Here is a 22,779-nt window from a genome sequence, read left to right on the forward strand (position 1 = left end):
GTCAACAGGGGAGGAACCGAAGCAATGGAAATATGGTTTTCACAGATGGATACGGAAAACGTCAAGACTTCCGTGCGCGTGGATAGACAGCTGTTCTCCAAGCAGAGCGAGTATCAGCGGATTGATGTCTTTGAGTCGAATGAGTTTGGCCGCATGATTGTGCTGGACGGCGAAATCATCTTTTCAGAGGCTGACGAATTCATCTACAACGAAATGGTCGTGCATGTGCCCATGGCCGTACATCCCGAAGTCAAGAACGTACTGATCATCGGCGGTGGCGACGGCGGCGTGGCAAAAGTACTCACGCAGTACCCCGAGATTGAGTCGATTGATGTTGTTGAGCCCGATGAGATGTTCATCGAGGTATCCCGGGAGTTTTTCCCCGAGACGGCCAAGGGCTTTGACGATGAACGGGTCAAGATCACGAATATGGACGGCCTGCGTTTCTTGCGCCGCTGCCGTGACAAATACGACCTCATCATCAACGATTCTACCGATCCCTTCGGCCATACCGAGGGGCTGTTCACGCGGGAATTCTATGGCAACTGCTACCGGGCCCTTCATGATGATGGCATCATGGTCTATCAGCATGGCAGTCCCTTCTATGATGAGGATGAGGCGGCCTTCCGCGCCATGCACCGCAAGGCTTATCAGAGTTTTCCCGTAAGCCGCGTTTATCAAGCCAGCATCCCAACCTGTCCCGCAGGCATTTGGATGTTTGGCTTTGCATCGAAGAAATATCATCCGCTTAAGGATTTTGATGCCAAGCGCTGGAATAAGCGCGAGTTAAAGACCTGGTATTATACCACCCATTTGCATAAGGGTGCCTTTATGCTGCCCAAGTATGTTGAAGATATTCTGTCCGAGGAGGAGACGAGAAAATGAGCAAATTGATGATTATCGGCTGTGGCGGTGTGGCAAGTGTTGCCATCCATAAAGTCTGCCAGAATGACGGCGTTTTTGATGAACTCTTAATTGCCAGCCGCACGGTTTCCAAGTGCGATGCCTTGAAGGAGAAACTGCAGGGCCAGACGAAGACGAAAATCACCACGGCGCAGATTGATGCCGATGATGTCGAGGCTTTAACCAAACTTATCAAGGAATATCAGCCCGATGCCGTGCTGAACGTGGCGCTGCCGTATCAAGATCTTACGATCATGGATGCTTGCCTGGCTGCTGGCGTTGACTATATCGATACGGCAAACTTCGAGCCCGAGGACACCGAAGACCCCGAGTGGCGCAAGATTTACGACAAGCGCTGCAAGGAGCTGGGCTTCTCGGCTTATTTCGATTACTCCTGGCAGTGGGCTTATGAGGATAAGTTCAAACAGGCTGGCCTTACGGCCCTTTTGGGCACGGGCTTTGACCCGGGCGTCACGTCGGTCTTTGCGGCCTATGCCAAGAAACATTACTTCGATACGATTGATACCATCGATATCCTCGACTGCAATGGCGGCGACCATGGCTATGCCTTTGCCACGAACTTCAATCCCGAGATCAACCTGCGGGAGGTCTCGGCACCGGGCTCCTATATGGAAAACGGCAAGTGGATCGAGATCCCCGCTATGAGCATCAAGCGGGAATACGACTTCGAGGGCGTGGGCAAGAAGGATATGTACCTCTTGCATCATGAGGAGATTGAGGCCCTGGGCCGCAATATGCCTGAGGTAAAGCGCATCCGTTTCTTCATGACCTTTGGCCAGAGCTATCTTGACCATATGCGCTGTCTCGAAAACGTCGGTATGCTCTCCACGACGCCGATTAACTACAACGGCCAGGAAATCGTGCCGATCCAGTTCCTCAAGGCACTGCTGCCGGACCCGGCATCCCTTGGCCCGCGCACGAAGGGTAAGACGAATATCGGCTGCATCTTCACGGGCAAGAAGGATGGCAAGGAGCGCTCGATTTACATCTATAATGTCTGCGACCATCAGGAATGCTTTAAGGAAGTTGGCTCCCAGGCCATTTCCTATACCACGGGCGTACCGGCAATGATCGGTGCAATGCTTGTGGTGACTGGCCAGTGGAAGAAACCGGGCGTCTTTACCACCGATGAGTTCGACCCGGATCCGTATATGGAAGCCCTCAACAAATGGGGCCTGCCCTGGAAGGTCGTAGAGAATCCGGTGCTGGTTGACTGATAGGGAACGAAAGCATGTCCATAACGATCAAGCAGGTGCCAACGCCGGCCTACGTGGTCGACGAAGGGGCACTGGAAAAGAACTTACAAATACTAAAAGATGTCAAGGAGCAGGCGGGCTGCAAGATTCTCTTGGCCCAGAAATGCTTTTCGATGTTTGCCGAATATCCGCTGATTGGCCGCTATCTTGACGGCGCCACGGCCAGCGGACTCTATGAGGCAAGACTCGGCCATGAGGAGATGGCTGGCGAGAACCATGTGTTTTCGCCAGCTTACCGTCCTGAGGAAATCGAGAAGATTGCGGCTATCTGCGACCATGTTATCTTCAACTCCTTCAATCAGCTGCGCCGCTTTGGTCCGCTCGTAAAGCGCATTCAGGAAAAGCGTGGGGTAAAACACGGCATCGGTCTGCGCATCAATCCCGAGTGCTCGACTCAGGACCATGCCATCTATGACCCTTGTGCACCGGGCTCGCGTCTGGGGGTTACGGCGGACGTCTTTGCTGAGGCTGTGGACGCAAATTCCGAGCTCTTTGATTTGCTCGGTGGCCTGCATTTCCATACCCTTTGCGAGCAGGATAGTCAGGCGTTGGCCGTGACCCTTGATGCGGTGCGCGAAAAGTTTGGTGGCTGGCTGGCGCGTGAGAATATCTGCTGGCTCAATATGGGGGGCGGCCATCATATCACCCGTGACGATTACGACCGCGGGCTGCTCGTTGAACTGGTCAAGCAGGCCAAAGCGGAATACGCCGTGGACGTCTATCTTGAACCTGGTGAGGCTGTGGCACTCAACGCGGGGTATCTGGTAACCGAGGTGCTGGATACCGTCGAAAATCACGGCACGAAGGTGCTTATACTCGACGCCTCGGCGGCCTGCCATATGCCTGATGTTTTGGAGATGCCATATCGGCCACCGCTTAAAGATTCCGGGGAGGCAGGGGAGAAGGCCTATACTTACCGGCTGTCTTCCTGTACGTGTCTAGCTGGCGATATCATTGGCGATTACTCCTTTGACCGGTCAATCGCCATCGGCGACCGGCTCTATTTTGAAGACATGGCCATCTACTCGATGGTCAAGAATAACACCTTCAATGGCATGGCACTGCCGGCTATCTGGCGCATGGATAAAGACGGTGCCTGCACGCTGGTGAAGAAGTTCGGTTATGAGGATTTCAAGGGAAGGCTGTCGTGATATGTTGATAAAAAAAACTACGCCTGCAGCAGATGGCTTTCATATGCCCGCAGAATTTGCCCCCCACGCGGGCACGTTCCTGATCTGGCCGGTTCGGCCTGGTTCTTGGACCAATGGCGGCCAGGAGGTACAGCCGGTATTCGTGCGGCTTATCGAGGAAATCGCGGCGGTGGAGGAACTGTATCTTCTCGTGGACGCTGAGCATCGCGGGCAAGCAGAGGCAATGCTTGCTCATTTGCCCCAAGAGCATATTCATTATCTTGCGATTCCCACGGACGATGCCTGGGCGCGCGATATGGGGCCGACCTATGTCGTCAATGGCAAGGGCAGACGGCGCGGCGTCAATTGGCGATTCAATGCCTGGGGCGGCGAAGTCGATGGTCTGTATCCTGACTACGCCCGGGATGATGCGGCGGCGCCGCTGATGGCTGACGCATTAGGGGATGAATGCTACGATGCTAGTGATTTCGTCCTTGAAGGTGGTTCCATTCATGTGGATGGCGAAGGCACAGCGGTGGTGACCGAGGCCTGCCTGTTGAGTGCCGGCCGCAATCCGCAGCTTAGTAAAGCGCAGATTGAGCAGAAATTGAAGGACTATCTGGGCGTCACCAAAGTCATCTGGCTGCCCCGGGGCATCTATAACGATGAAACCAATGAGCATGTCGATAACGTCTTTGCCTTTGTCCGGCCTGGCGAAGTGGTGCTGGCCTGGACCGATGACAAAAAAGACCCGCAGCATGCGTTAAGTCAGGCTGACCTTGCCGTTCTCGAAGGGGAAAGGGATGCCAAGGGACGTAAGTTTGTGGTGCATAAGCTGCCGATTCCTGCGCAGCCTGTCTGCATTACCGCCGAAGAGGCGGCTAGCTTTGCCTTTGTGGATGGCGAAGATAGGCGCGAGCCTGGCGAGCGCCTGGCGGCTAGCTATGTCAATTTCTATATCTGCAACGGCAAGGTCATCGTGCCCCAGTTCGGCGATCGGATGGACGCAGAGGCTTTGCGCATTTTAGGGGATTGTTTCCCCAAGCGCAAAGTGGTGGGGCTTCCTGCTCGGGCCGTTATTGTCGGCGGCGGCAATTTCCACTGCCTGACCCAGCAGATACCCGCAGTATGATTTTTAACGAGGTGATTCGATGCGAAATGTGACCGTAGCTGCCGTGCAGATGCAGATGACGGCGGATGTACAGGAAAATATCCAAAAGGCCGATGCGCTGGTACGGCAAGCGGCCAAGCAGGGGGCAAATGTCATTCTGCTGCCCGAGCTTTTCGAACGGCCCTATTTTTGCCAGCAGCGGCAGTATGAATTCTATGACTTTGCCACAACGGCGGAGGAAAATCCGGCGGTGCAGCATTTTAAGCAGGTTGCCCGCGAGCTTGAGGTCGTTCTGCCCATCAGTTTTTACGAAAAGGATGGCACGCGGCTCTTTAACAGCATCGCCATGTTAGACGCCGACGGCAAAGTGCTCGGCATCTATCGCAAGACTCATATTCCTGACGACCATTACTATCAGGAAAAGTTCTACTTTACGCCGGGCAATACAGGCTTTAAGGTCTGGTCGACCCGCTACGGCAAGATTGGTGTCGGCATCTGCTGGGATCAGTGGTTCCCCGAGGCGGCTCGGGCCATGGCGCTGTTAGGTGCCGAGCTATTGCTCTATCCGACGGCCATCGGCTCTGAGCCCATCTTAGGTGCGGACAGCATGCCCCATTGGCGTCGCTGCATGCAGGGCCATGCCGGCTGCAACCTCGTGCCAGTCGTCGCGGCCAACCGCGTGGGCGTCGAGGAGGTCGAGCCCAGCGAAGAAAACGGCGGCCAGTCGTCGGCCCTGAGTTTCTATGGCTCATCCTTTATCGCCGACAACACAGGTGCCATTGTTGCCGAGGCCAATCGCAGTGACGAAACGATACTCACCGCATCCTTTGACCTGGATCAGTGCCAGGAAGACCGCCTGAGCTGGGGCGTTTTCCGCGACCGCCGGCCGGAGTTATATGGTGAGCTCGTCAAATAAACGGAATATATAGAACGCAAAGTGGGCAGTTTGACAAGTCAAATTGACAAGTCAAGCCGCCCGCTTTTATTTTTGTAAGGATTCACTGCTTTTTGCATTAGGTAGGGATAGGAGTAAAAGTTACTACCAATCGAAAGAAAGAACTAGACGCACCGTGGGGTCTAGCGGTATAATAAAAAACGGACTATGTAAAAATCGTGACGCAGGTCACGCTTAGATATTTTGAGGAGGTTTTTCCAAACCATGAAGAATACGAAACCAATCTACACAATCGGACATCGCAACCCGGATACAGACTCTATCTGTTCGGCCATCGGTTATGCGCATCTGAAGCAGGCTCTTGGCCAGAATGTTGTTCCAGCACGTGCAGGCAAAGTCAATGCTGAGACGAAATATGCGCTGGAGTATTTCAAGGTAGAGCAGCCGCTTCTCTTGACGGATCTTTACCCGCGGGTAAAAGATATCACCATGGACTGCAAAATCGTGGTAAAGCAGCATGATACACTTCGTCATTTGGGCGAAGTCATGCGTGAGCATGACCTTAAATCGGTTCCGGTAACGGACAGCAAAGGCCTGCTGGTTGGTATCGTTACGGTTTCGGATTTGGCAAAACGCTACTTCCAGGAGCTTTCGATGCAGAATCTTTCCGAGATGCGTGTTCGCTATCGTGACATCATTGCCGCTACGGACAGCGAGGTTCTCGTGGCTGGCGATGAAGGGGCTTTCATCGAAGGCAGTGTCCGCATTGCTGCTGGCAGCATTGAGACCATCAAAAAAGTCATCGATAAGAAAGACATCGTTCTCGTTGGCGACCGTCATGACGAGACCATGATTGATATTGTCAAACAAGGCGTTTCCTGCATGATTATCACGGGCAATGGCCGCGTATGTGCAGAAGTCCTGGAACTGGCAGAACAGCAGAACACCTTTGTCCTGTCGACGCCGTATGACACCTATACGATTGCCCGCCTGATTAACCAGTGTGTACCAATCCGCCGCATTATGCATGCGGATCCGGTTTGCTTCAAGCCGCTGGACATGCTGTCGGATATCAAGGGCGCCATGGAAGAGACCAATTACCGCAACTATCCGGTTATCGAGAACGGCCGTCTCGTCGGCATCATTTCCCGGGATAACATGGTTATGCCGGAGCGCGAGCAGGTTATCCTCGTTGACCACAACGAGCGCGGTCAGGCCGTTGAGGGTATTGAGGAAGCAAAGATTGTCGAGATTATCGACCATCATCGCTTAGGCGGCATCCAGACCAGCGAACCGATTTACACCCATGCTGAGCCAGTGGGCTGCACGGCAACGATTGTGGCCAACATGCATTGGCAGAATGATGTAGAAATCCCGGCCTCCGTTGCTGGCCTGCTGCTTTCGGCTATTCTTTCCGATACGGTTCTCTTCAAGTCCCCGACTTGCACGGAGTATGATAAGAAGACGGCTGAGCGCCTGGCGGAAATCGCTGGCGTTGACATCAACGAGTACGGCATGGCCATGCTCAAAGCTGGTTCCGGTATCGGCGACATGACGCCGGTGGAGATTGCCAAGAACGACCTCAAGGAGTTCCAGATTGGCGATTACCGCATTATCGTCAGCCAGATTTCCGTTATGGACCCGAAAGAAGTTATGGACCTGGAGCCGCAGATGATCGAAGCTATGACCAATATCTGCGAAAAAGAAGGCTTCGACATGAGCCTGGTCATGGTTACGGATATCCTCGAAGAGGCAACGTATCTCTTGTACGCTGGTTCGCCGAAGACGCTTATCGGCGAGGCCTTCAAGAAGGATGCCAGCGGCACCCATGTTTATCTGCCGGGCGTCATGAGCCGCAAGAAGCAGATCATCCCGCCACTTTCCGAGGCAGTAAAACGCATTGCCAACTAAGATTGGGCGTAATACCATAGAAATTAAAGCCTTCCCCATATGGGGAAGGCTTATTATTCCGTTGATTTAGGATACAGGAGGACATTTTGGAAATTTTTGAAGGTTTGAATCCCGCGCAGACAGAAGCAGTAAAGCATACGGACGGCCCGCTTTTGATTATGGCCGGTGCCGGTTCAGGTAAGACGAAGGTACTGACCTGTAAGATTGCCAATTTGCTGGCGCAGGGGGTGCAGCCCTGGAATATTTTGGCCATTACCTTTACCAACAAGGCCGCCACGGAGATGCGTGAGCGTGTTGACCGCATGATTGGTGAAGGAGCAAAGGATGTTTGGCTCAGCACCTTCCATTCCTTTTGTGCCCGGTTCCTGCGCCGCGAGATTGAAGCGACAGACCTTTATAAGAAAAACTTTGTCATCTATGATTCCAGTGACAGCCAGGTGGTCATCAAAGACTGCCTCAAGGAACTTAATCTCGATCCAAAACAATATGCGCCCAATGCCATCCAAAACGCGATTTCCAATGCGAAAAACCAGCTGATGGGCCCGAAGGCCATGGAACGGGATGCCGATAACTTCTACCAGAAGAAGGTGGCCGAAGTTTATAAGCTCTACGCCCAGAAACTTCGCACCAACAATGCCTTAGACTTCGATGACCTCTTGATGGTTTCGGTTATCCTGCTGGAGGAAAACGAGGAAATCCGCACGAAATACCAGCGCCGGTTCAAATACATCCTGGTGGACGAGTATCAGGATACCAATGGAGCTCAGTATCAGCTGACGAAAATCCTGGCGGCCCAGCATCATAATCTCTGTGTCGTTGGTGATGCCGATCAGTCTATTTACGGCTGGCGCGGGGCGGATATCCGCAACATTATGGATTTTGAGCAGGACTATCCCGAGGCAAGGACCATTAAATTGGAGCAGAATTACCGCTCTACGAAAAATATTTTGGCGGCGGCCAATGCGGTTATCGAGCATAACATCAACCGCAAGAAGAAGGACCTTTGGACGGAGAACGCCACGGGGGAGAAGCTTACAAGCTATGAGGCCCGTGATGAGCGCGACGAGGCGCAGTTTATCGCCACCACGATTTCCAAGCAAAAGACCATCTTCAATGCTTCCTATGGCGATATGGCCATTCTCTACCGCACCAACGCTCAGTCCCGTGTCATCGAGGAAATGTTCATGCGCTCGGGCATTCCCTATACCATGGTGGGGGGCCTTAAGTTCTACGACCGCAAGGAAATCAAGGATATTCTTGCCTATCTGCGGGTGATTTATAACCCGCTCGATACGGTGAGCCTCTTGCGCATCATCAATGTGCCCAAGCGGGGCCTTGGCGCCACGTCGCTGGCAAAACTCACGGCCTATGCCGATGAGAACGGTTTGTCGCTGTTCGATGTCATTTCCAACCCGGAACTTTTGGATACCATTCCGGGAATTACGGCCCGGGTCAAAAAGCCCCTGGAGCTTTTCTCTACCTTTATTTTCCAGTTTATGGGCTATCAGGCTAACATGCATCTTGATGATCTCATTGACAAGGTGTTGGAGGAATCTGGCTATCTGGCTGAACTCAAGGCAGAAAATAAGCCGGAGAACGAGTCGCGTATTGAAAACTTGCGGGAGTTCATCGGCGTGGCCAAGGACTTTGAAAAGACCGAGGACAATCCAAATCTGGAGACCTTCCTGTCCCAGTTGTCGCTGGTTTCGGATATCGACAACGCCGATATGGAAGAAGACCGGGTCACGCTGATGACCCTTCATTCGGCCAAGGGGTTGGAATTTCCCATTGTGTTCATGATTGGCATGGAGGAGGGGCTATTCCCACATTCCCGAACCCTCATGGACGACAATGAGATTGAAGAGGAACGCCGCACTTGTTATGTAGGCATTACCCGGGCTGAGCGCAAGCTCTATTTGACCAATGCCCGTCAGCGTACGATTTACGGCAAGTCCAATGCCTTCCCGCCCTCCCGCTTCTTACAGGAGATTCCCGACGAATATGTGGAGCGGCTGGTGGCCCGGGCTAATGCCTATGGCTTTGCCAACGCCAACCACTACGGTGCTCAGCAGCAAAGCGGTTTTATGAGCTTTCGGCCCAGTGCCAACCAGATGGGAAATGGCGTTCATTTCAACGGCAAGCCCCAGTCGGCTCTGGAGGCCATGGCGGCGTTGCAAAAGAAAAACGTCAATGTGCAGCCAAGTGGCGGCGTCATTCGTCCCGATACCAGCATCCAATGGAAGGTGGGGGACAAGGCGCGCCATGGCAAATGGGGCGTCGGCACCGTCGTGTCGGTTAAGGGCAGCGGCGAAGAAGTGGAGCTCAAGATTGCCTTCCCCGGTCAGGGCGTTAAGGGCCTCATGCAAAAATATGCACCGATAACCAAGGCATAAAACTTTATCGAATTGTGGATTCCCCCTTGCTGCTGGTATGGCGGCAAGGGGGATTTTAATTGACAGAAAAAAACGCGGCGTAGTATACTTTAATTAAATGTTGATTAAAGTGGACAAAAGTCCTTGCAGAGTTGAATAGAGACAAGGAGAACAACATGGAGTATAAAATTGGACGCAGTCAGGCCGTGCCGGTGGATGATGCCATCAATCGGGCTTGCCAGGGCATGACGCAAGCAAAATTCGTTTGGTTTACGACAACCGTTGATGCTTTTACCGAGACTGCCAGCAAGATGCAGGCTCGGTTCCCTCAGAGCATCGTCATGGGAACCACGTCGATAGCAGCCTTTTCCCAGGCGGGCATTTTCCACGATACGCTGGAAGTGCTCTCCATTGAAAGTGGCATTGAATGCGTGGGTAACGTACTGGAGGAGGCGGACCGCTGCCCCCTCAAATACGTGGGCCGGGTGCAGGAGGCAGTGCGGAGGCTTGGTATGCACCGCGCCGATGATACGATCTGTCTGACGGCTACCAATGGCTTGATTTCCTGTGAGGAGTCGGTGCTGGCGGTACTAAATTCGGTACTGCGCAAGGAAAATATCCCAGTCTTTGGCGGAACTGCTGGGGATAGGGGGCTGGCGGAAAAGACGCTGGTATCGCTAAACGGCAAAGTCTATGACAAGGCCAGCGTATTCGTGCTGCTCCGCAATCTTGGCGGCAGTATCCATCTCTATCGCGAAAATATCTACAAGCCAATCTGTGAACCGCTGACGGCTACGGCGGTGGATGCCTTTCATCGCAAGGTCATGGCCTACGATGGCTGTCCTGCGTCGGAAATGGAGGCTAAGATGCATGACCTGTCGGTATCCCAGCTGGATCGCAGCTTCCTAGACAGCAATCCGGTGGGGCGCATTATTGGCAAGGATATGTATATCATCGCCAACGATGACTTGGATACGGATCGTCGGACGATGAAATACCATGCGCGAATCTATGAGAACGACCAAATTGTCATGTTGCAGCCTGACGACTATCGTCAGGTTAATCGGGAAACCATACAGAAAATCCAGCGGGAGGTGCCACGTCCGTCCCTGTCGATTATGGTTAACTGCCTGGCCCGCACCCTGCTTTTTGAAAGTGAAGGCTATGCGGATGAATTCTTCCGCAGCATGGGCACTGCTCTAGGCGATTACGTTGGCTGGGGTGGCTATGGCGAGCAAATCTATGAGCAGCATTTCAATCAGACGATGATTGCCGCGGTTTTTGAGTAAGGAGCATATCATGGGATTCTTTAATTTTGGAAAAAGCAAAGAGCCGCTGTACAATCAGCGAGCAGTGGAAAAGAAACCGCAGCCGGTGACAGCCCCTAAGGTGGCAGCCACTGTGGCAAGAAATGCCGGGCCGGCAGCGGCTGGGAATGCACGGGTCGATGAGCAGATTGCTTATGGCATTGATTACCTGGATGAGCGCATGAATGAACTCACCCAGGCCGAAGCTGGCATCGCAGAATACGTCCACAAGATGAACGAAACCTATACGGGCATCGGGCAGGTAAACGAGGATTTTGCTTCCCTTAATGATCACTTTAACAAGCTGGAGGACTATGCCCAGAATATCTCTACCATCATGGAGAAGTCTCAGTCCGTCGTCAGCGATGCGGGCAATAGTGTTGGCTCGCTGGCTGGCAAAATGGAGGAAATCGAAGGCAAGTTGGATGATATTACGACGGTATTCCAACAGCTGGAGGAAAAATTCACCAACATTAAAAAGATGTCCGAGGGCATTGAGGGGATTGCTACCCGTACCAACCTTTTGTCCTTAAATGCTTCCATCGAGGCGGCCCGCGCTGGTGAGGCCGGCCGTGGCTTTAGTGTCGTCGCGGAAAACATTCGCGAGTTGGCGGCCTCCACGAAGGGTCTGGTAGAAGGTATCGATACGAATATCAATTCTCTCTATCAGTCCATTGCAGAACTGAATCAAGCCATTGAACAGACCCGCCAGAAGACGGCAGAAAATGCCTCCTTTGTGGGCCAGGTACAGGCCAACTTTGAGGATGTAACCAAAAGCACGGAAAGCGTCGGCGACTATAGCCGCCGCATTGCTGCTGGTATCCATAAGACCAGCGGCATGATGGCTTCCGTGGCGGATGGCGCCAACTCGGTAGGCGGGCTGGTCACTTCCATGCGCCAGAATATCCATGGCCTTAAAGAGCTCATGAGTGAGAAAAACGTCATTGCCTGCAACATGATTGATTTCCTGCGACAGGTCAAAATCCTGGTAAAGGAACGTCACTGATGACAATTGCATAATAGCAGCAGCGCCCTCTTTTCGTCGGAAAAGGGGGCGTTGTGCGTCCTGTGTATACATCACTGACCATATTGCGAATATTAAAAAAATACAGTATAATAGGTCTAGAGAACTAGAAGACAGCAACCAATTCAGGTGGAACTGGAATCGATAAGGATTCTGCAGAGGAGCACTAAGAAAGTGAGGGGTTTTTGTGGAAAGGTTTTATCGATGGCTGTTGTCGACATCTTGGACCGAGCGAATGCGTGCTTACGCATTTATCGAAAAAGACCTGCGGCTGCGTGACGATTGGGTATTCGATGATGACAAGTGGGAAGAACTCAAGTTATTGACCGGTCAAATCATTTCGATTCATTTCAAGCGTTATCCGGCCAAGGGACTTCATGATTTTACCGAACGGCTCAAAGTCCTGTATACCTTGTTGCTTAACAAATTGAGCAGCGACCGGAGTTCTGGTCATCGTGTCAGCATGAAACTGCTGCTGGATATCTATGATGATGACAACATCGCCGCTCGGCAGGAAATCCGCAATATGTTTGGCCGCCGCGAGTACGATGAGAGCCTGACAGTTCTCGAAAATCTCTTTGCCTGCTACGAAAAGATGATGGAAGCGATTCAAAGCCGCTATGTTGTAGCAATGGGCTAAAGAAAAAAGAAGGATATTGCCTAAGTCCCGCGAATATCATATATATCAACATTAGGAGGTATATAGTATGATGAAACGTTTTTGTGTAGCGGCAGCAATGGCAGTATCTGTACTTTCTTTTGGTGCGGTGTCGAATGTGGCACCGGATTGGGGTCTGGTTTCTACAGCCAGCGCGGCAACGGCAGAACAGTCCTTCACGGGGAAATGGTATGACAAAGATGGTCATTTTGTGGTGAATATCCAGCCAGGTGTCATCAACAGCTGCCGGATCGTACGGGCCTACGGTGTTACGAATACGAACCCGGGCTCGGGACATTATGTCATCCTCGAAGCCAATGGCGAGCATGACCTGTTCATTCAGTGGGAAGGCGGTTATTGGGAAAACAATACCTATGTAGAACCCCATATTTCCATTGATGGTGGCGAAAAGCTTTCGCGCAAAGCATAAAAAGCCCTTTACACAAGGGTCGGTGCGTGTTATACTATTAAAAGTTAATTTAAGTTATCTTATGTTAAAGAGTGGGTGCAAACCCACTCTTTAATCGTATGTATGGAAACAGATTATATGGGGAGGTGGATGTATGGCAGCAAAGAATATCGAAGAGGCAGTAGAGGCTATGGCAGCTGAACTCCTGGCCGGACAGGATGTGGTGGAACTCGTAGATGTGGAGTACGTCAAAGAGCATACGGATTGGTATCTGCGCGTCTACATCGATAAAGACGGTGGTATTGATATCGAGGATTGTCAGGAACTCAGCGAGAAGCTGGAAGCCGTTCTGGATGAGAAGAACACGATTCCAGACAGCTATATCCTGGAGGTATCATCACCGGGAATTGACCGCGTACTGCGTAAGCCGCGCGACTATGAGCGCGAGCAGGGCAAGAAGGTTGATGTCTCCCTTTATGCGCCAATGGATGGCAAAAAGGAATTGACTGGGGTCCTGACCGGCTTTGATGGCAAAGCCATTACGCTGGACGATTCTACGGTGGTAGAACTTTCGAAGGCGGCGCAGATTCGCCTGCACATTGATTTTTAAGGCTGTTACCAAAGGCCTTTTATAATTGGGAGGATAAAATTTTGGCAAGAAAAACAACGAAAGCGAAGGATAATGGACAGGAGTTTCTGGAGACTCTGCGTGAGCTCGGTAAAGAGAAGGGCATCGATGAAGAGGTGCTGTTTGAAGCTATCGAGGCAGCTTTGATTTCTGCGTACAAGCGCAATTTCAGTTCGGCACAGAATGTCCGTGTAACGCTTTCTCGCGAGACGGGTCATTATCACGTATACGCTATCAAGACGGTTGTGGAGGACACGGAAGACGATATTACGGAGATTTCGCTGGCCCAGGCTCGTACGATTCGTCCGGATTACGAAGTAGGCGACGTTATCGAAATCGAGGTAACGCCGGCAAACTTTGGCCGCATTGCTGCCCAGACGGCAAAACAGGTAGTGGTTCAGCGCATTCGTGAAGCTGAGCGCGGCATTATCTATGAGGAATTCCAGAGCCGTGAGAGCGATATCCTGACGGGCTTGGTTCAGCGCATTGAAAACCGCAACGTCTTCATTGACCTGGGCAAGACGGAAGCCGTACTTACGCCGGCTGAGCAGATTCCGACGGAAAGCTATGAACATGGCGACCGCATCAAGGCCTATATCGTAGAAGTCAAAAAGACCAACAAAGGCCCGCAGATTGTCGTATCCCGTACGCATCCAGGCCTGTTAAAGCGCCTCTTTGAGCTGGAGGTTCCGGAGATTCAGGAAGGCATCGTAGAAATCAAGTCGGTGGCCCGTGAACCGGGCAATCGCTCGAAGATTGCGGTTTGGTCCAAGGACGAAGATGTGGATCCAGTTGGTTCCTGCGTTGGCCACCGCGGCATGCGCGTTCAGGCCATCGTGGATGAACTCGGCAGCGAGAAAATCGATATCGTCAAATGGAGTGAAGACCCGGCTAAGTTCATCGCCAATGCCCTGAGTCCAGCTAAGGTCGTTTCCGTTGCTGTCAACGAAGAGGAAAAAGTTTCCCGCGTGGTGGTTCCGGACTATCAGCTGTCGCTTGCCATTGGCAAGGAAGGTCAGAATGCTCGTCTGGCTGCCAAACTTACCGGTTGGAAAATCGATATCAAGAGTGAGTCGCAGGCTGCTGATGAACAGCTCGATGCGAACATGAATGAAGTTGAGGTCGAGAGCGACGAGTCTTTCACGGCAGAGGGTGAATGATTTTGAAAACGAGGAAAATTCCGCAGCGGATGTGCCTGGGCTGCCAGGAAAGTCATCCGAAAAAGGAACTTATTCGTATTGTACGCAGCCCGGAAGGCGAGTATTCCGTGGATACCACGGGCAAGAAAGCCGGCCGCGGTGCGTATATCTGTCCAAAGCAGGAATGCTTTGAGGCCGCACGCAAAAATCATGGCCTCGAGCGTTCCTTCAAGAATGCTATTGATCCTGCCGTCTATGAAGAACTCCAGCATCAGCTTGAGGTTCTTCAAGCGGTTCGGACAGAGGAATAACTATGGCATTTACCAAAGAACAGCGCATTACCAATCTTTTGAGCATGGCCCAGCGGGCGCGTCGGATTGTTTCCGGAGCCTTTGCTGTGGAGCAGGCGATGAAGAAAAAACAGGCAGTCTATCTTTTGATTGCCGCTGATGCAGCTGATGAATCGAAAAAGACCTATATAGGTTTAGCAAATAGATATGAGGTTCCTTATGCAGAAGGGCTTAACCGCGAGTTGCTGGGCACCTGCCTCGGGAAAGAATACCGGGCAGCTGCTGCGCTGACCGATGCGGGCTTTGCCAAGAAACTGCACCAGCTTATGGAGGAATCGCTATGATATAATCGGGGGTGGATCGATGTCCAAATACAGAGTTTTTGAATTGGCAAAAGAGTTCCATACGGAGAGCAAAGTTGTACTGGATATCTTGAAGAAAGGTAATTATAAAGTGGCAAATCATCTTAGCAGTGTTGGTGACGAAGAACGTAATGCAATTAAAGCCCATTTCGACAAGAAAGCGGCACCAGCTGCCAAGAGCCAGCCGAAAGCTGCACCAGTAAAGAAAGAGCAGCCAAAGCAGGCAAATCATGGGGAAAAGCAGAACAATTCCCATAACAACAGCCACAACCATAACCATAATAATGGCGGCAATGGCGCCCATAACAATGGGGAACGCCGGACGGAAAGCAGCCAGAATCATGGTGGCAATCACAATGGCGGCCGCAATGACCGCAACGACCGTAACGAGCGCAATAATCGCGGTGGCAATAACCGCAGTGAGCGCAACGAACGCAACAACCGCAATGAGCGCAATGAGCGCAATAACCGTGGCGGCAACAACCGCAACGATCGCAACAACCGCCGCAATGGCCGTAACAATCGCCGTGGAGGCAATCAGCAGCAGGCACCGAAGGTCGAGATTGCTCGTCCGAAGCACATTAAACTGCCGGAAAGCATCGCGGTAAAAGACCTGGCATCGAAGATGAGCTACACGGCAGCTGAAGTCGTCAAGAAGCTCTTTATGATGGGCGTAATGGCTACCATCAACCAGGAAATCGACTTCGATACGGCAGCTCTTGTTGCTTCGGAGTTTGGCGTTACCTGTGAGGAATTGCCGCCAGATGTAGACCCGACGGAAATCCCTGAGATTGAGGACGATCCGAAATCCCTGAAACTTCGTCCGCCGGTAGTAACGGTTATGGGTCACGTTGACCACGGTAAGACGTCGCTCCTCGACTGCATTCGCAATACGCACGTGCAGACCCACGAGGCTGGCGGTATTACCCAGCACATCGGTGCTTATCAGGTCAACTGCTCGGGCAAGAAGATTGTCTTCCTCGATACGCCGGGTCATGAGGCCTTCACGGCTATGCGTGCCCGTGGTGCGCAGATTACGGATATCGCTATCCTCGTAGTCGCTGCAGACGACGGTGTTATGCCGCAGACCATCGAGGCGATCAACCATGCCAAATCTGCTGAGGTTCCTATCATCGTGGCCATCAACAAGATTGATAAACCGGGCGCTAATCCGGATCACGTCAAACAGGAACTCATGGAGCATGGCCTCGTACCGGAGGAATACGGCGGGGATACCATCATGGTTCCGGTTTCGGCCAAGAAACAGATGGGTATCGATGACCTGCTGGAAAACGTCCTGCTGGTAGCAGAAGTGGAAGAGCTTAAGGCTAACCCGAACCGTGAGGCTCGCGGCGTCATCATCGAGGCAAAACTCGATAAGGGCCGTGGTACGGTAGCAACGGTTCTGGTTCAGAGCGGTACGCTGCGCATCGGTGATTCCATCGTTTGCGGCACGACTTATGGTAAGGTTCGTGCCATGATTGATGACCGTGGCAACAACGTCAAGAAAGCTGGCCCGTCGGTACCAGTTGAGATCCTTGGTCTTAACGATGTTCCGGCTGCCGGCGATATCCTGGCCGTTCTCGAGGAGAAACAGGCCCGCAGCATTGCCGAGGCCCGGGTTGAGCGCGAGCGCAACCAGCTCATGAAGAGCAAGAAGGTATCCCTGGATGCTCTGTTCCAGCAGATTCAGGAAGGCGAAATCAAAGACCTCAATATCGTGGTCAAGGCCGACGTTCAGGGTTCCGTCGAGGCCCTCTGCGGTTCGCTCCTGAAGCTCAACAAGAACGACGAGGTTCGCGTCTCCATCGTTCACTCCGGTGTCGGTGCCGTTAACGAGTCTGATGTCATGCTGGCTTCGGCTGCTAACGCCATCATCATTGCCTTCAACGTCCGTCCGGATGCCAATGCCCGCAAGGTGGCTGACAACGAGGATGTGGACATTCGCACCTACCGCGTCATCTACGATGCCCTCAACGATGTGAAGGACGCTATGAGCGGCATGCTCAAGCCGAAGTACAAAGAGGTCGTCCAGGGCCGCGTCGAAATCCGTCAGGTCATGAAGTTCTCGAAGGCTCTCGTTGCTGGTTCCTACGTCCTCGAAGGCAAGATCTGCAACAACTCCAAGATCCGCATCATCCGCGACAACATCGAAGTCTTCGATGGCGAAATCGATTCGCTGCGCCGCTTTAAGGATGAGGTCAAGGAAGTCCGTGAGGGCTATGAGTGCGGTATCTCGATTGTCGATTTCCGTGACTTCAAGGAAGGCGACATCATCGAGGCTTACACGATGGAGGAAATTGCTACGTCTATCGCCGAGGCCAACAAGGCAGCTGCTGAAAAACGCAAGGCACAGGCTGAAGCTCAGAAAGAGATGGAAGATTGATCATTACGAGTAACAATAAAGGGGGCGTGTGCCGATGAGTCAGCTTCGAGTAGAAAAAGTTCAGGAGCTCATGAAACAGGAAATCAGCCAGATTATCCTGCAGGAGTTAAAAGACCCGCGCATTGGGTTTGTGACGGTTACTTCCGTCGAGTGTACGGGGGATCTCCGGGAAGCAAAAATCTACGTGAGCCTCATGGGCAGCGAGCAGCAGGTAAAGGATTGTTGGGCTGGACTTACCAGCAGTCTTGGGTTCATTCGCCGGGAAATCGGCAAACGCATCCGCCTGCGCTTCACGCCGGAGCTTTCCTTCGCCTTGGATAAGTCGCTGGATTACAGTGCTCATATCCAGGAACTGCTGATTAAAATCAAGGCAGAAGAGGAAGAAAAAGCGAATCCGACTGAGGAGCAATAACAGTATATGAAAATTTCATTGAGGGAAACTGCGGCCAAGTTGTCAGCTGCGCAGAAGATTATCATCACGGCTCATACGAATCCTGATGGCGACGCCATCGGCTCGTCCCTGGGACTGATGCATTTTCTGCAGGAGCTTGGCAAAGAGGCCCAGGTTCTCATCGATGATGATATCCCGGCAATATTTGATGTATTGCCGGGATATGAGCATATAGGGAAACCGGAAGAAGGAAAGATTATCGCCGCCGACCTTTTGGTGGCGCTGGATGTAAGTCTTGACCGCATTGGCAGTGTCAGCGAAGTGGTCAAGGCGCCGGTTTTAAATATCGACCATCACATTACCAATGACGATGCAGCTGATATGCTCTATCTCGATGGAACCTGTGCGGCTACCGCAGAAATAATCTATCAACTAGTCAAAGAGATGAAGGGAACCTTCACCAAGGATTGTGCCATGTGCCTTTACACGGGGCTGGCAACGGATTCCGGCTGGTTCCGCTATTCCAATACGACGCCTGCCACCATGCGGGCCGGAGCAGAGCTCTTAGCCGCTGGCGTTGAGCCCAATATCATCTCGGAAGGCCTAGAACGCCGGCCCTATGAAAGCGTCAAGGGCTTGGCAGACGCCTTGCAGCATATGGAATTATTCCATGAGGGCCGCGTGGTAGGTGTATTCCTGGACAACGCAACCCTTGAAACCATCGAGTCAAGCGAAGGGCTGGTGGACATGATTCGTACCATCGAGGGCACGGAGCTGGCGGTGGTACTCAAGGAGAAGGAAAAAGACTTCTGCCGCGTCAGCATGCGTTCCAAGGGCTTAGATGTCACGAAGATTGCTACGCAGTTCGGTGGTGGTGGTCATGTCCGGGCAGCCGGTTGTGCCATCCAAAAACCCTTTCCAGAAGCAAAAGCAGAACTTTTGGCGGCAATTCGCACCGCCATGGAGCAGCAGGCATGACGGCAAGAAAACCGGAAGTTCCGGTAAATCTCGAAATCGGCGGTTTTTTAAATATCTTAAAGCCGCCAGGCATGAGCTCCCATGATGTCATTGGCTTTGTGCGCCGGGTGCTTCACATCAAGCGCGTCGGCCATGCGGGGACACTGGACCCGGCAGCCGCAGGCGTCTTGCCCATCGCCGTGGGCCAGTCTGCCCGGCTGATTGAATACCTGGAATTGGCCGATAAAACCTATCGGGCTGAGGTAAAGTTTGGCCTGGCCACAGATAGTGGCGATGACACGGGAGAAATCATCGAATCCCAGAAGGATTTTGTCATGCCGGCCGCTGACCAAATCGGTGAAGTGCTGAAACAGTTTACGGGACTTATTACGCAAGTGCCGCCGGCTCACTCAGCCATCAAGATAAATGGCCGTCGGGCTTGTGACCTCATCCGGGAGGGAAAATCCGTCGAGATCCCATCCCGAAAAGTCACGATACATCGGCTAGAACTCTTAGCCCAGCGGCGGGATAACATCCTCATCGATACGGATTGTTCCAAGGGCACCTATATCCGCAGCCTGTGCGCCGATATCGGTGCCGCCTTGGGGATTCCTGCCACTATGGCCTTTCTCGTGCGCCGCCGCGTGGGGGATTTTTGTTTGGAAGATGCGCTGACGCTGGAAGAGTTTCAGGAAAAAGGGGCAAGTGCCTTGCTTGACCCGTCAGATTTTCTGAGCCATTTGGAGCGCTACGATTTGAATCCCTTGCGGGAAAAGGCCTTTGGCAATGGCCTGTCGTCGGGAGTGCGTCAGCACATTCCTAAGAGTGAGACCTTAAAGGTGTATGCGAACGACAAATTCATAGGAATTGGCCGGTTTGACCGGTCAAAAATGGAAGTTATTCCCGTCAAGGTGTTAAAACATTGACCGAAAGCCTCAAATCCTCAGCTGGATTTGGGGCTTTTTTGCGTGGCAAAAAGGAGTTTGGCTAGTTTTGTCTAATTTTTTTATCAGATAGAAAGGCTGTTGGTACCGATTTTACGCATGGGATGGGCAGAATCATGGACAAATTCAACGATAAAATCGAGAAAAAAAGTGACACGCTCCTAAATATGCTGGTGAAGGAAAATCCCTTTGAGGTGCTTTATACTGCGAAAAATACTGGCAAATGGAAGATTTGTTATGACGACAAGGGGCATATCGTCAAAATGTCCTGGAGTGACACCTTCAAGTCAATGCTTGGCTACGCAGATGATGGCGAATTTAGTCAAGTCATGTCCCACTGGCTGGATTATGTCCTGCCAGAAGACCGAGGGCGTCTTTATGCCCATATCGACGACGTGGACAAATGCCAGGAACATGGAGCGGTGTTCCATATTGAATTTCGCATGTGGCGCAAAGACAATGTAGCACGCTGGTTTCATATTGCCGTGCGCAAGTTAAAGGATGCCGATGGGTATCCCTGGCAGTCGGTGGGCATAATAACGGATGTTACGGAACAAAAACGGCTGGATCTGCAACGGCAAATGTACAAGGTACTGGCCCAGGAATTTTTGACTACCTACATCATCGATGCCTTGAATCATAAACTGCGAGTCGTCCGCAACGATGGCAAAGCCGTAAATGCCAACAAGGGGCTGGCGGCCTTTGACGGCGGCTCCTACGAGGAATTTATCGAAAACTTTTGCGACACCTATATCATTCCCGAAGACCGCGCCCGCATCAAACGGGATGTTTCCATCGATTCCCTGATGGAAAAGACCCAGTCGGGAAAGTTGTATCAAGTGGATTATATGTTGGTGAACGAAGCTGGGAAACGCTGTTATTATCAGGGAACTTATTCCCGTATCTTAGACGAGAACGGCAATGTGGCCTTTTTCTACGGCTGCCGGGATGTCAGCGAAATTGTGGAAAAGGAGAAGAAGAAACAGGATGAGATAATGGAGCGGCGCAAACAGCTGGCCGAAGCCTATGAGACCCAGGAGGCACAGCTTGAAGAAATCCGCGTGTTAAATGACGAACTGGAAATTGCCAAAGATGCTGCCAATGCGGCCAATAAGGCGAAGACGGCGTTTCTCTTCAATATGTCCCATGACATTCGCACCCCCATGAACGCCATTATCGGCTTTACGAACCTCATCGAGAAAAATCTTGACGACAAGGAGCAGGTGCGGGAGTATCTGAAAAAAATCCAGGCATCCAATGAATTTTTGTTGTCCCTTATCAACAACGTGCTGGAAATGGCCCGCATCGAAAGCGGCAAAGCCACCATGGATGAATCCTATGGCAATGCCCGGGAGATTTATCAGGCCATCTGCTCGGTATTTGAGACCCAGATGCGGGAAAAGAATCTCACCTTTTCCCATACCTTAGAGGTCGAACATGAGGATCTGTTGGTGGATTTCACCAAGTTCCGGGAAATCATGCTGAACCTTTTGAGCAACGCCTATAAATATACGCCCTCAGGCGGTACGGTTACCATGGACATCCGGGAGATTCCTTCGGAAAAAGAAGGCTATGCCTATTATCAGGTCACCATCGCCGATACGGGAATCGGCATGCCCGAAGAATTCCTGCCCCATCTATACGAGGCCTTCACCCGGGAAAAGACCACCACCCAAAGCGGTATCATGGGGACTGGCCTTGGCATGTTGATTGTCAAAGAATTGGTGGATTTACTAGGGGGAACCATTGAGGTTACCAGCAAGCTGGGCAAGGGAACCACCTTTGTGGTGACTTTCCCCTTCCGCATCACCGAGCGGCTGGTTCATAGCAAACAGGAAAACATCCATCGGGACTATGCTAAGTTCCAGGGCATGCGAATCCTGCTGGTGGAGGACAACGAACTCAATGCGGAAATCGCCATGGCCATTTTGACGGATAAGGGCTTTGAAGTGGAACACGCTGCCGATGGTGAGGTGGCGGTAAAGATGGTAGCCGAAGCCAAGGAGGGGCAGTATGACCTCATCCTCATGGATATCCAGATGCCACGCCTAAATGGTTACGAGGCCACTCGCCGGATTCGCAAGCTCGAAGTGCCCTATCAGGCCGGCATTCCCATCATCGCCATGACGGCTAACGCCTTTGACGAAGATAAACACCGCACCGTCTTGGCGGGAATGAATGCCCATGTGGCAAAGCCCTTCGACGTAAACAAATTGTACGATACCATCGAAGACGTTTTGCTGGATTCGAGCCGCTATGTCCATCACGATGCCTTGGAAGCCTTCCGGGAAAAATACCAGCAGCTTGGCTGCCTGTGTGGCTTCTTTGTTTATCGGGCTGGCTTCGATGAACAGATTATTTATGCAGATTCCGATACGGCGGCTATTTTTGGCTGCTCCACGGTAGCCGAATTTATGCAGTTTGTGGGGGGTTCCTTCAAAACCATGGTTCATGTGGAAGATCTCTTTGCGGTGCAGCAGGCCATTGAGGAACAGCAGGAAGAATCCGGGGACAATCTCGACTACATCGACTACGACATCGTCCGCAGGGATGGCGCTATCCGGCATGTGGCCGATGTGGGCTATAAAGTGTTTAACGGAACCGAATACGTCTATTACGTTTACTTAGCCGACGTGACGGAGCAAAACCGAAACTGACAGAACGCCATAAGTGTAGTATAATATA

The 22,779-nt window shown here is 52.0% G+C and carries 20 protein-coding genes; all 20 read left to right on the forward strand.

Going from position 1 to position 22,779, the window contains the following annotated elements:
- Positions 1-24: 24 nt before the first annotated feature.
- The 20 genes from speE (at position 25) to BLQ36_RS08465 (ending at position 22,751) form a co-directional block, all read left to right on the forward strand.
- Entirely contained in the window at positions 25-885 is an 861-nt protein-coding gene (gene speE, locus BLQ36_RS08370; protein ID WP_074515173.1) for a polyamine aminopropyltransferase, read from the forward strand.
- On the forward strand, positions 882-2,141 hold the full coding sequence (locus tag BLQ36_RS08375; RefSeq protein WP_074515174.1) for a saccharopine dehydrogenase family protein: 1,260 nt from the start codon (positions 882-884) through the stop codon (positions 2,139-2,141). Before speE ends, BLQ36_RS08375 begins: the two co-directional genes overlap by 4 nt.
- A 14-nt stretch (positions 2,142-2,155) precedes the next feature.
- Positions 2,156-3,331 carry a carboxynorspermidine decarboxylase gene (nspC, locus tag BLQ36_RS08380; protein ID WP_218970076.1) on the forward strand — a complete coding sequence of 392 codons (1,176 nt, stop codon included), beginning with the start codon at positions 2,156-2,158 and terminating at the stop codon, positions 3,329-3,331.
- 1 nt (position 3,332) lies between these two features.
- Positions 3,333-4,442 (forward strand): agmatine deiminase, encoded by a 1,110-nt coding sequence (aguA, locus tag BLQ36_RS08385; protein ID WP_074515175.1) that lies wholly within the window; start codon positions 3,333-3,335, stop codon positions 4,440-4,442.
- Positions 4,443-4,461: 19 nt separating this feature from the next.
- Positions 4,462-5,337: an N-carbamoylputrescine amidase gene (gene aguB, locus BLQ36_RS08390; RefSeq protein WP_074515176.1), complete on the forward strand. Its 876-nt coding sequence runs from the start codon at positions 4,462-4,464 to the stop codon at positions 5,335-5,337.
- 243 nt (positions 5,338-5,580) lie between these two features.
- Complete coding sequence (locus tag BLQ36_RS08395) at positions 5,581-7,227, forward strand: putative manganese-dependent inorganic diphosphatase (protein WP_074515177.1); 1,647 nt, start codon at positions 5,581-5,583, stop codon at positions 7,225-7,227.
- 86 nt (positions 7,228-7,313) lie between these two features.
- Complete coding sequence (pcrA, locus tag BLQ36_RS08400) at positions 7,314-9,620, forward strand: DNA helicase PcrA (protein WP_074515178.1); 2,307 nt, start codon at positions 7,314-7,316, stop codon at positions 9,618-9,620.
- 155 nt (positions 9,621-9,775) lie between these two features.
- Positions 9,776-10,888 (forward strand): FIST signal transduction protein, encoded by a 1,113-nt coding sequence (locus tag BLQ36_RS08405; RefSeq protein ID WP_074515179.1) that lies wholly within the window; start codon positions 9,776-9,778, stop codon positions 10,886-10,888.
- A 10-nt stretch (positions 10,889-10,898) separates the two neighbouring features.
- Positions 10,899-11,912: a methyl-accepting chemotaxis protein gene (locus BLQ36_RS08410; protein ID WP_074515180.1), complete on the forward strand. Its 1,014-nt coding sequence runs from the start codon at positions 10,899-10,901 to the stop codon at positions 11,910-11,912.
- Positions 11,913-12,117: 205 nt separating this feature from the next.
- The gene (locus BLQ36_RS08415; protein ID WP_143558719.1) at positions 12,118-12,570 is read left to right on the forward strand and encodes a hypothetical protein; all 453 of its coding nucleotides are present in this window, start codon (positions 12,118-12,120) and stop codon (positions 12,568-12,570) included.
- A gap of 67 nt (positions 12,571-12,637) precedes the next feature.
- Complete coding sequence (locus tag BLQ36_RS08420) at positions 12,638-13,018, forward strand: hypothetical protein (RefSeq protein ID WP_074515182.1); 381 nt, start codon at positions 12,638-12,640, stop codon at positions 13,016-13,018.
- A gap of 133 nt (positions 13,019-13,151) precedes the next feature.
- Entirely contained in the window at positions 13,152-13,607 is a 456-nt protein-coding gene (gene rimP / locus BLQ36_RS08425) for a ribosome maturation factor RimP (RefSeq protein ID WP_033169241.1), read from the forward strand.
- Between the two features lie 41 nt (positions 13,608-13,648).
- Positions 13,649-14,785, forward strand: coding sequence for a transcription termination factor NusA (gene nusA, locus BLQ36_RS08430; protein WP_074515183.1), 1,137 nt, complete (start codon positions 13,649-13,651; stop codon positions 14,783-14,785).
- Entirely contained in the window at positions 14,782-15,075 is a 294-nt protein-coding gene (gene rnpM, locus BLQ36_RS08435; RefSeq protein WP_412582800.1) for an RNase P modulator RnpM, read from the forward strand. The genes nusA and rnpM overlap by 4 nt, the downstream gene beginning before the upstream one ends.
- A gap of 2 nt (positions 15,076-15,077) precedes the next feature.
- Complete coding sequence (locus BLQ36_RS08440; RefSeq protein WP_033169243.1) at positions 15,078-15,398, forward strand: L7Ae/L30e/S12e/Gadd45 family ribosomal protein; 321 nt, start codon at positions 15,078-15,080, stop codon at positions 15,396-15,398.
- A 19-nt stretch (positions 15,399-15,417) separates the two neighbouring features.
- Complete coding sequence (gene infB, locus BLQ36_RS08445) at positions 15,418-17,802, forward strand: translation initiation factor IF-2 (RefSeq protein WP_074515184.1); 2,385 nt, start codon at positions 15,418-15,420, stop codon at positions 17,800-17,802.
- 34 nt (positions 17,803-17,836) lie between these two features.
- The gene (gene rbfA / locus BLQ36_RS08450; protein WP_074515185.1) at positions 17,837-18,214 is read left to right on the forward strand and encodes a 30S ribosome-binding factor RbfA; all 378 of its coding nucleotides are present in this window, start codon (positions 17,837-17,839) and stop codon (positions 18,212-18,214) included.
- A gap of 6 nt (positions 18,215-18,220) precedes the next feature.
- Positions 18,221-19,171 carry a DHH family phosphoesterase gene (locus BLQ36_RS08455; RefSeq protein WP_074515186.1) on the forward strand — a complete coding sequence of 317 codons (951 nt, stop codon included), beginning with the start codon at positions 18,221-18,223 and terminating at the stop codon, positions 19,169-19,171.
- A gap of 35 nt (positions 19,172-19,206) precedes the next feature.
- A complete protein-coding gene (truB, locus tag BLQ36_RS08460) occupies positions 19,207-20,076 on the forward strand; it encodes a tRNA pseudouridine(55) synthase TruB (RefSeq protein ID WP_074515245.1) in 870 nt (289 codons plus the stop codon).
- A gap of 134 nt (positions 20,077-20,210) precedes the next feature.
- Complete coding sequence (locus tag BLQ36_RS08465; protein ID WP_074515187.1) at positions 20,211-22,751, forward strand: hybrid sensor histidine kinase/response regulator; 2,541 nt, start codon at positions 20,211-20,213, stop codon at positions 22,749-22,751.
- Positions 22,752-22,779: the final 28 nt, after the last annotated feature.

It is taken from the genome of Selenomonas sp. WCT3 (assembly GCA_900100835.1).
Classification (GTDB): domain Bacteria; phylum Bacillota; class Negativicutes; order Selenomonadales; family Selenomonadaceae; genus Selenomonas_A; species Selenomonas_A ruminantium_E.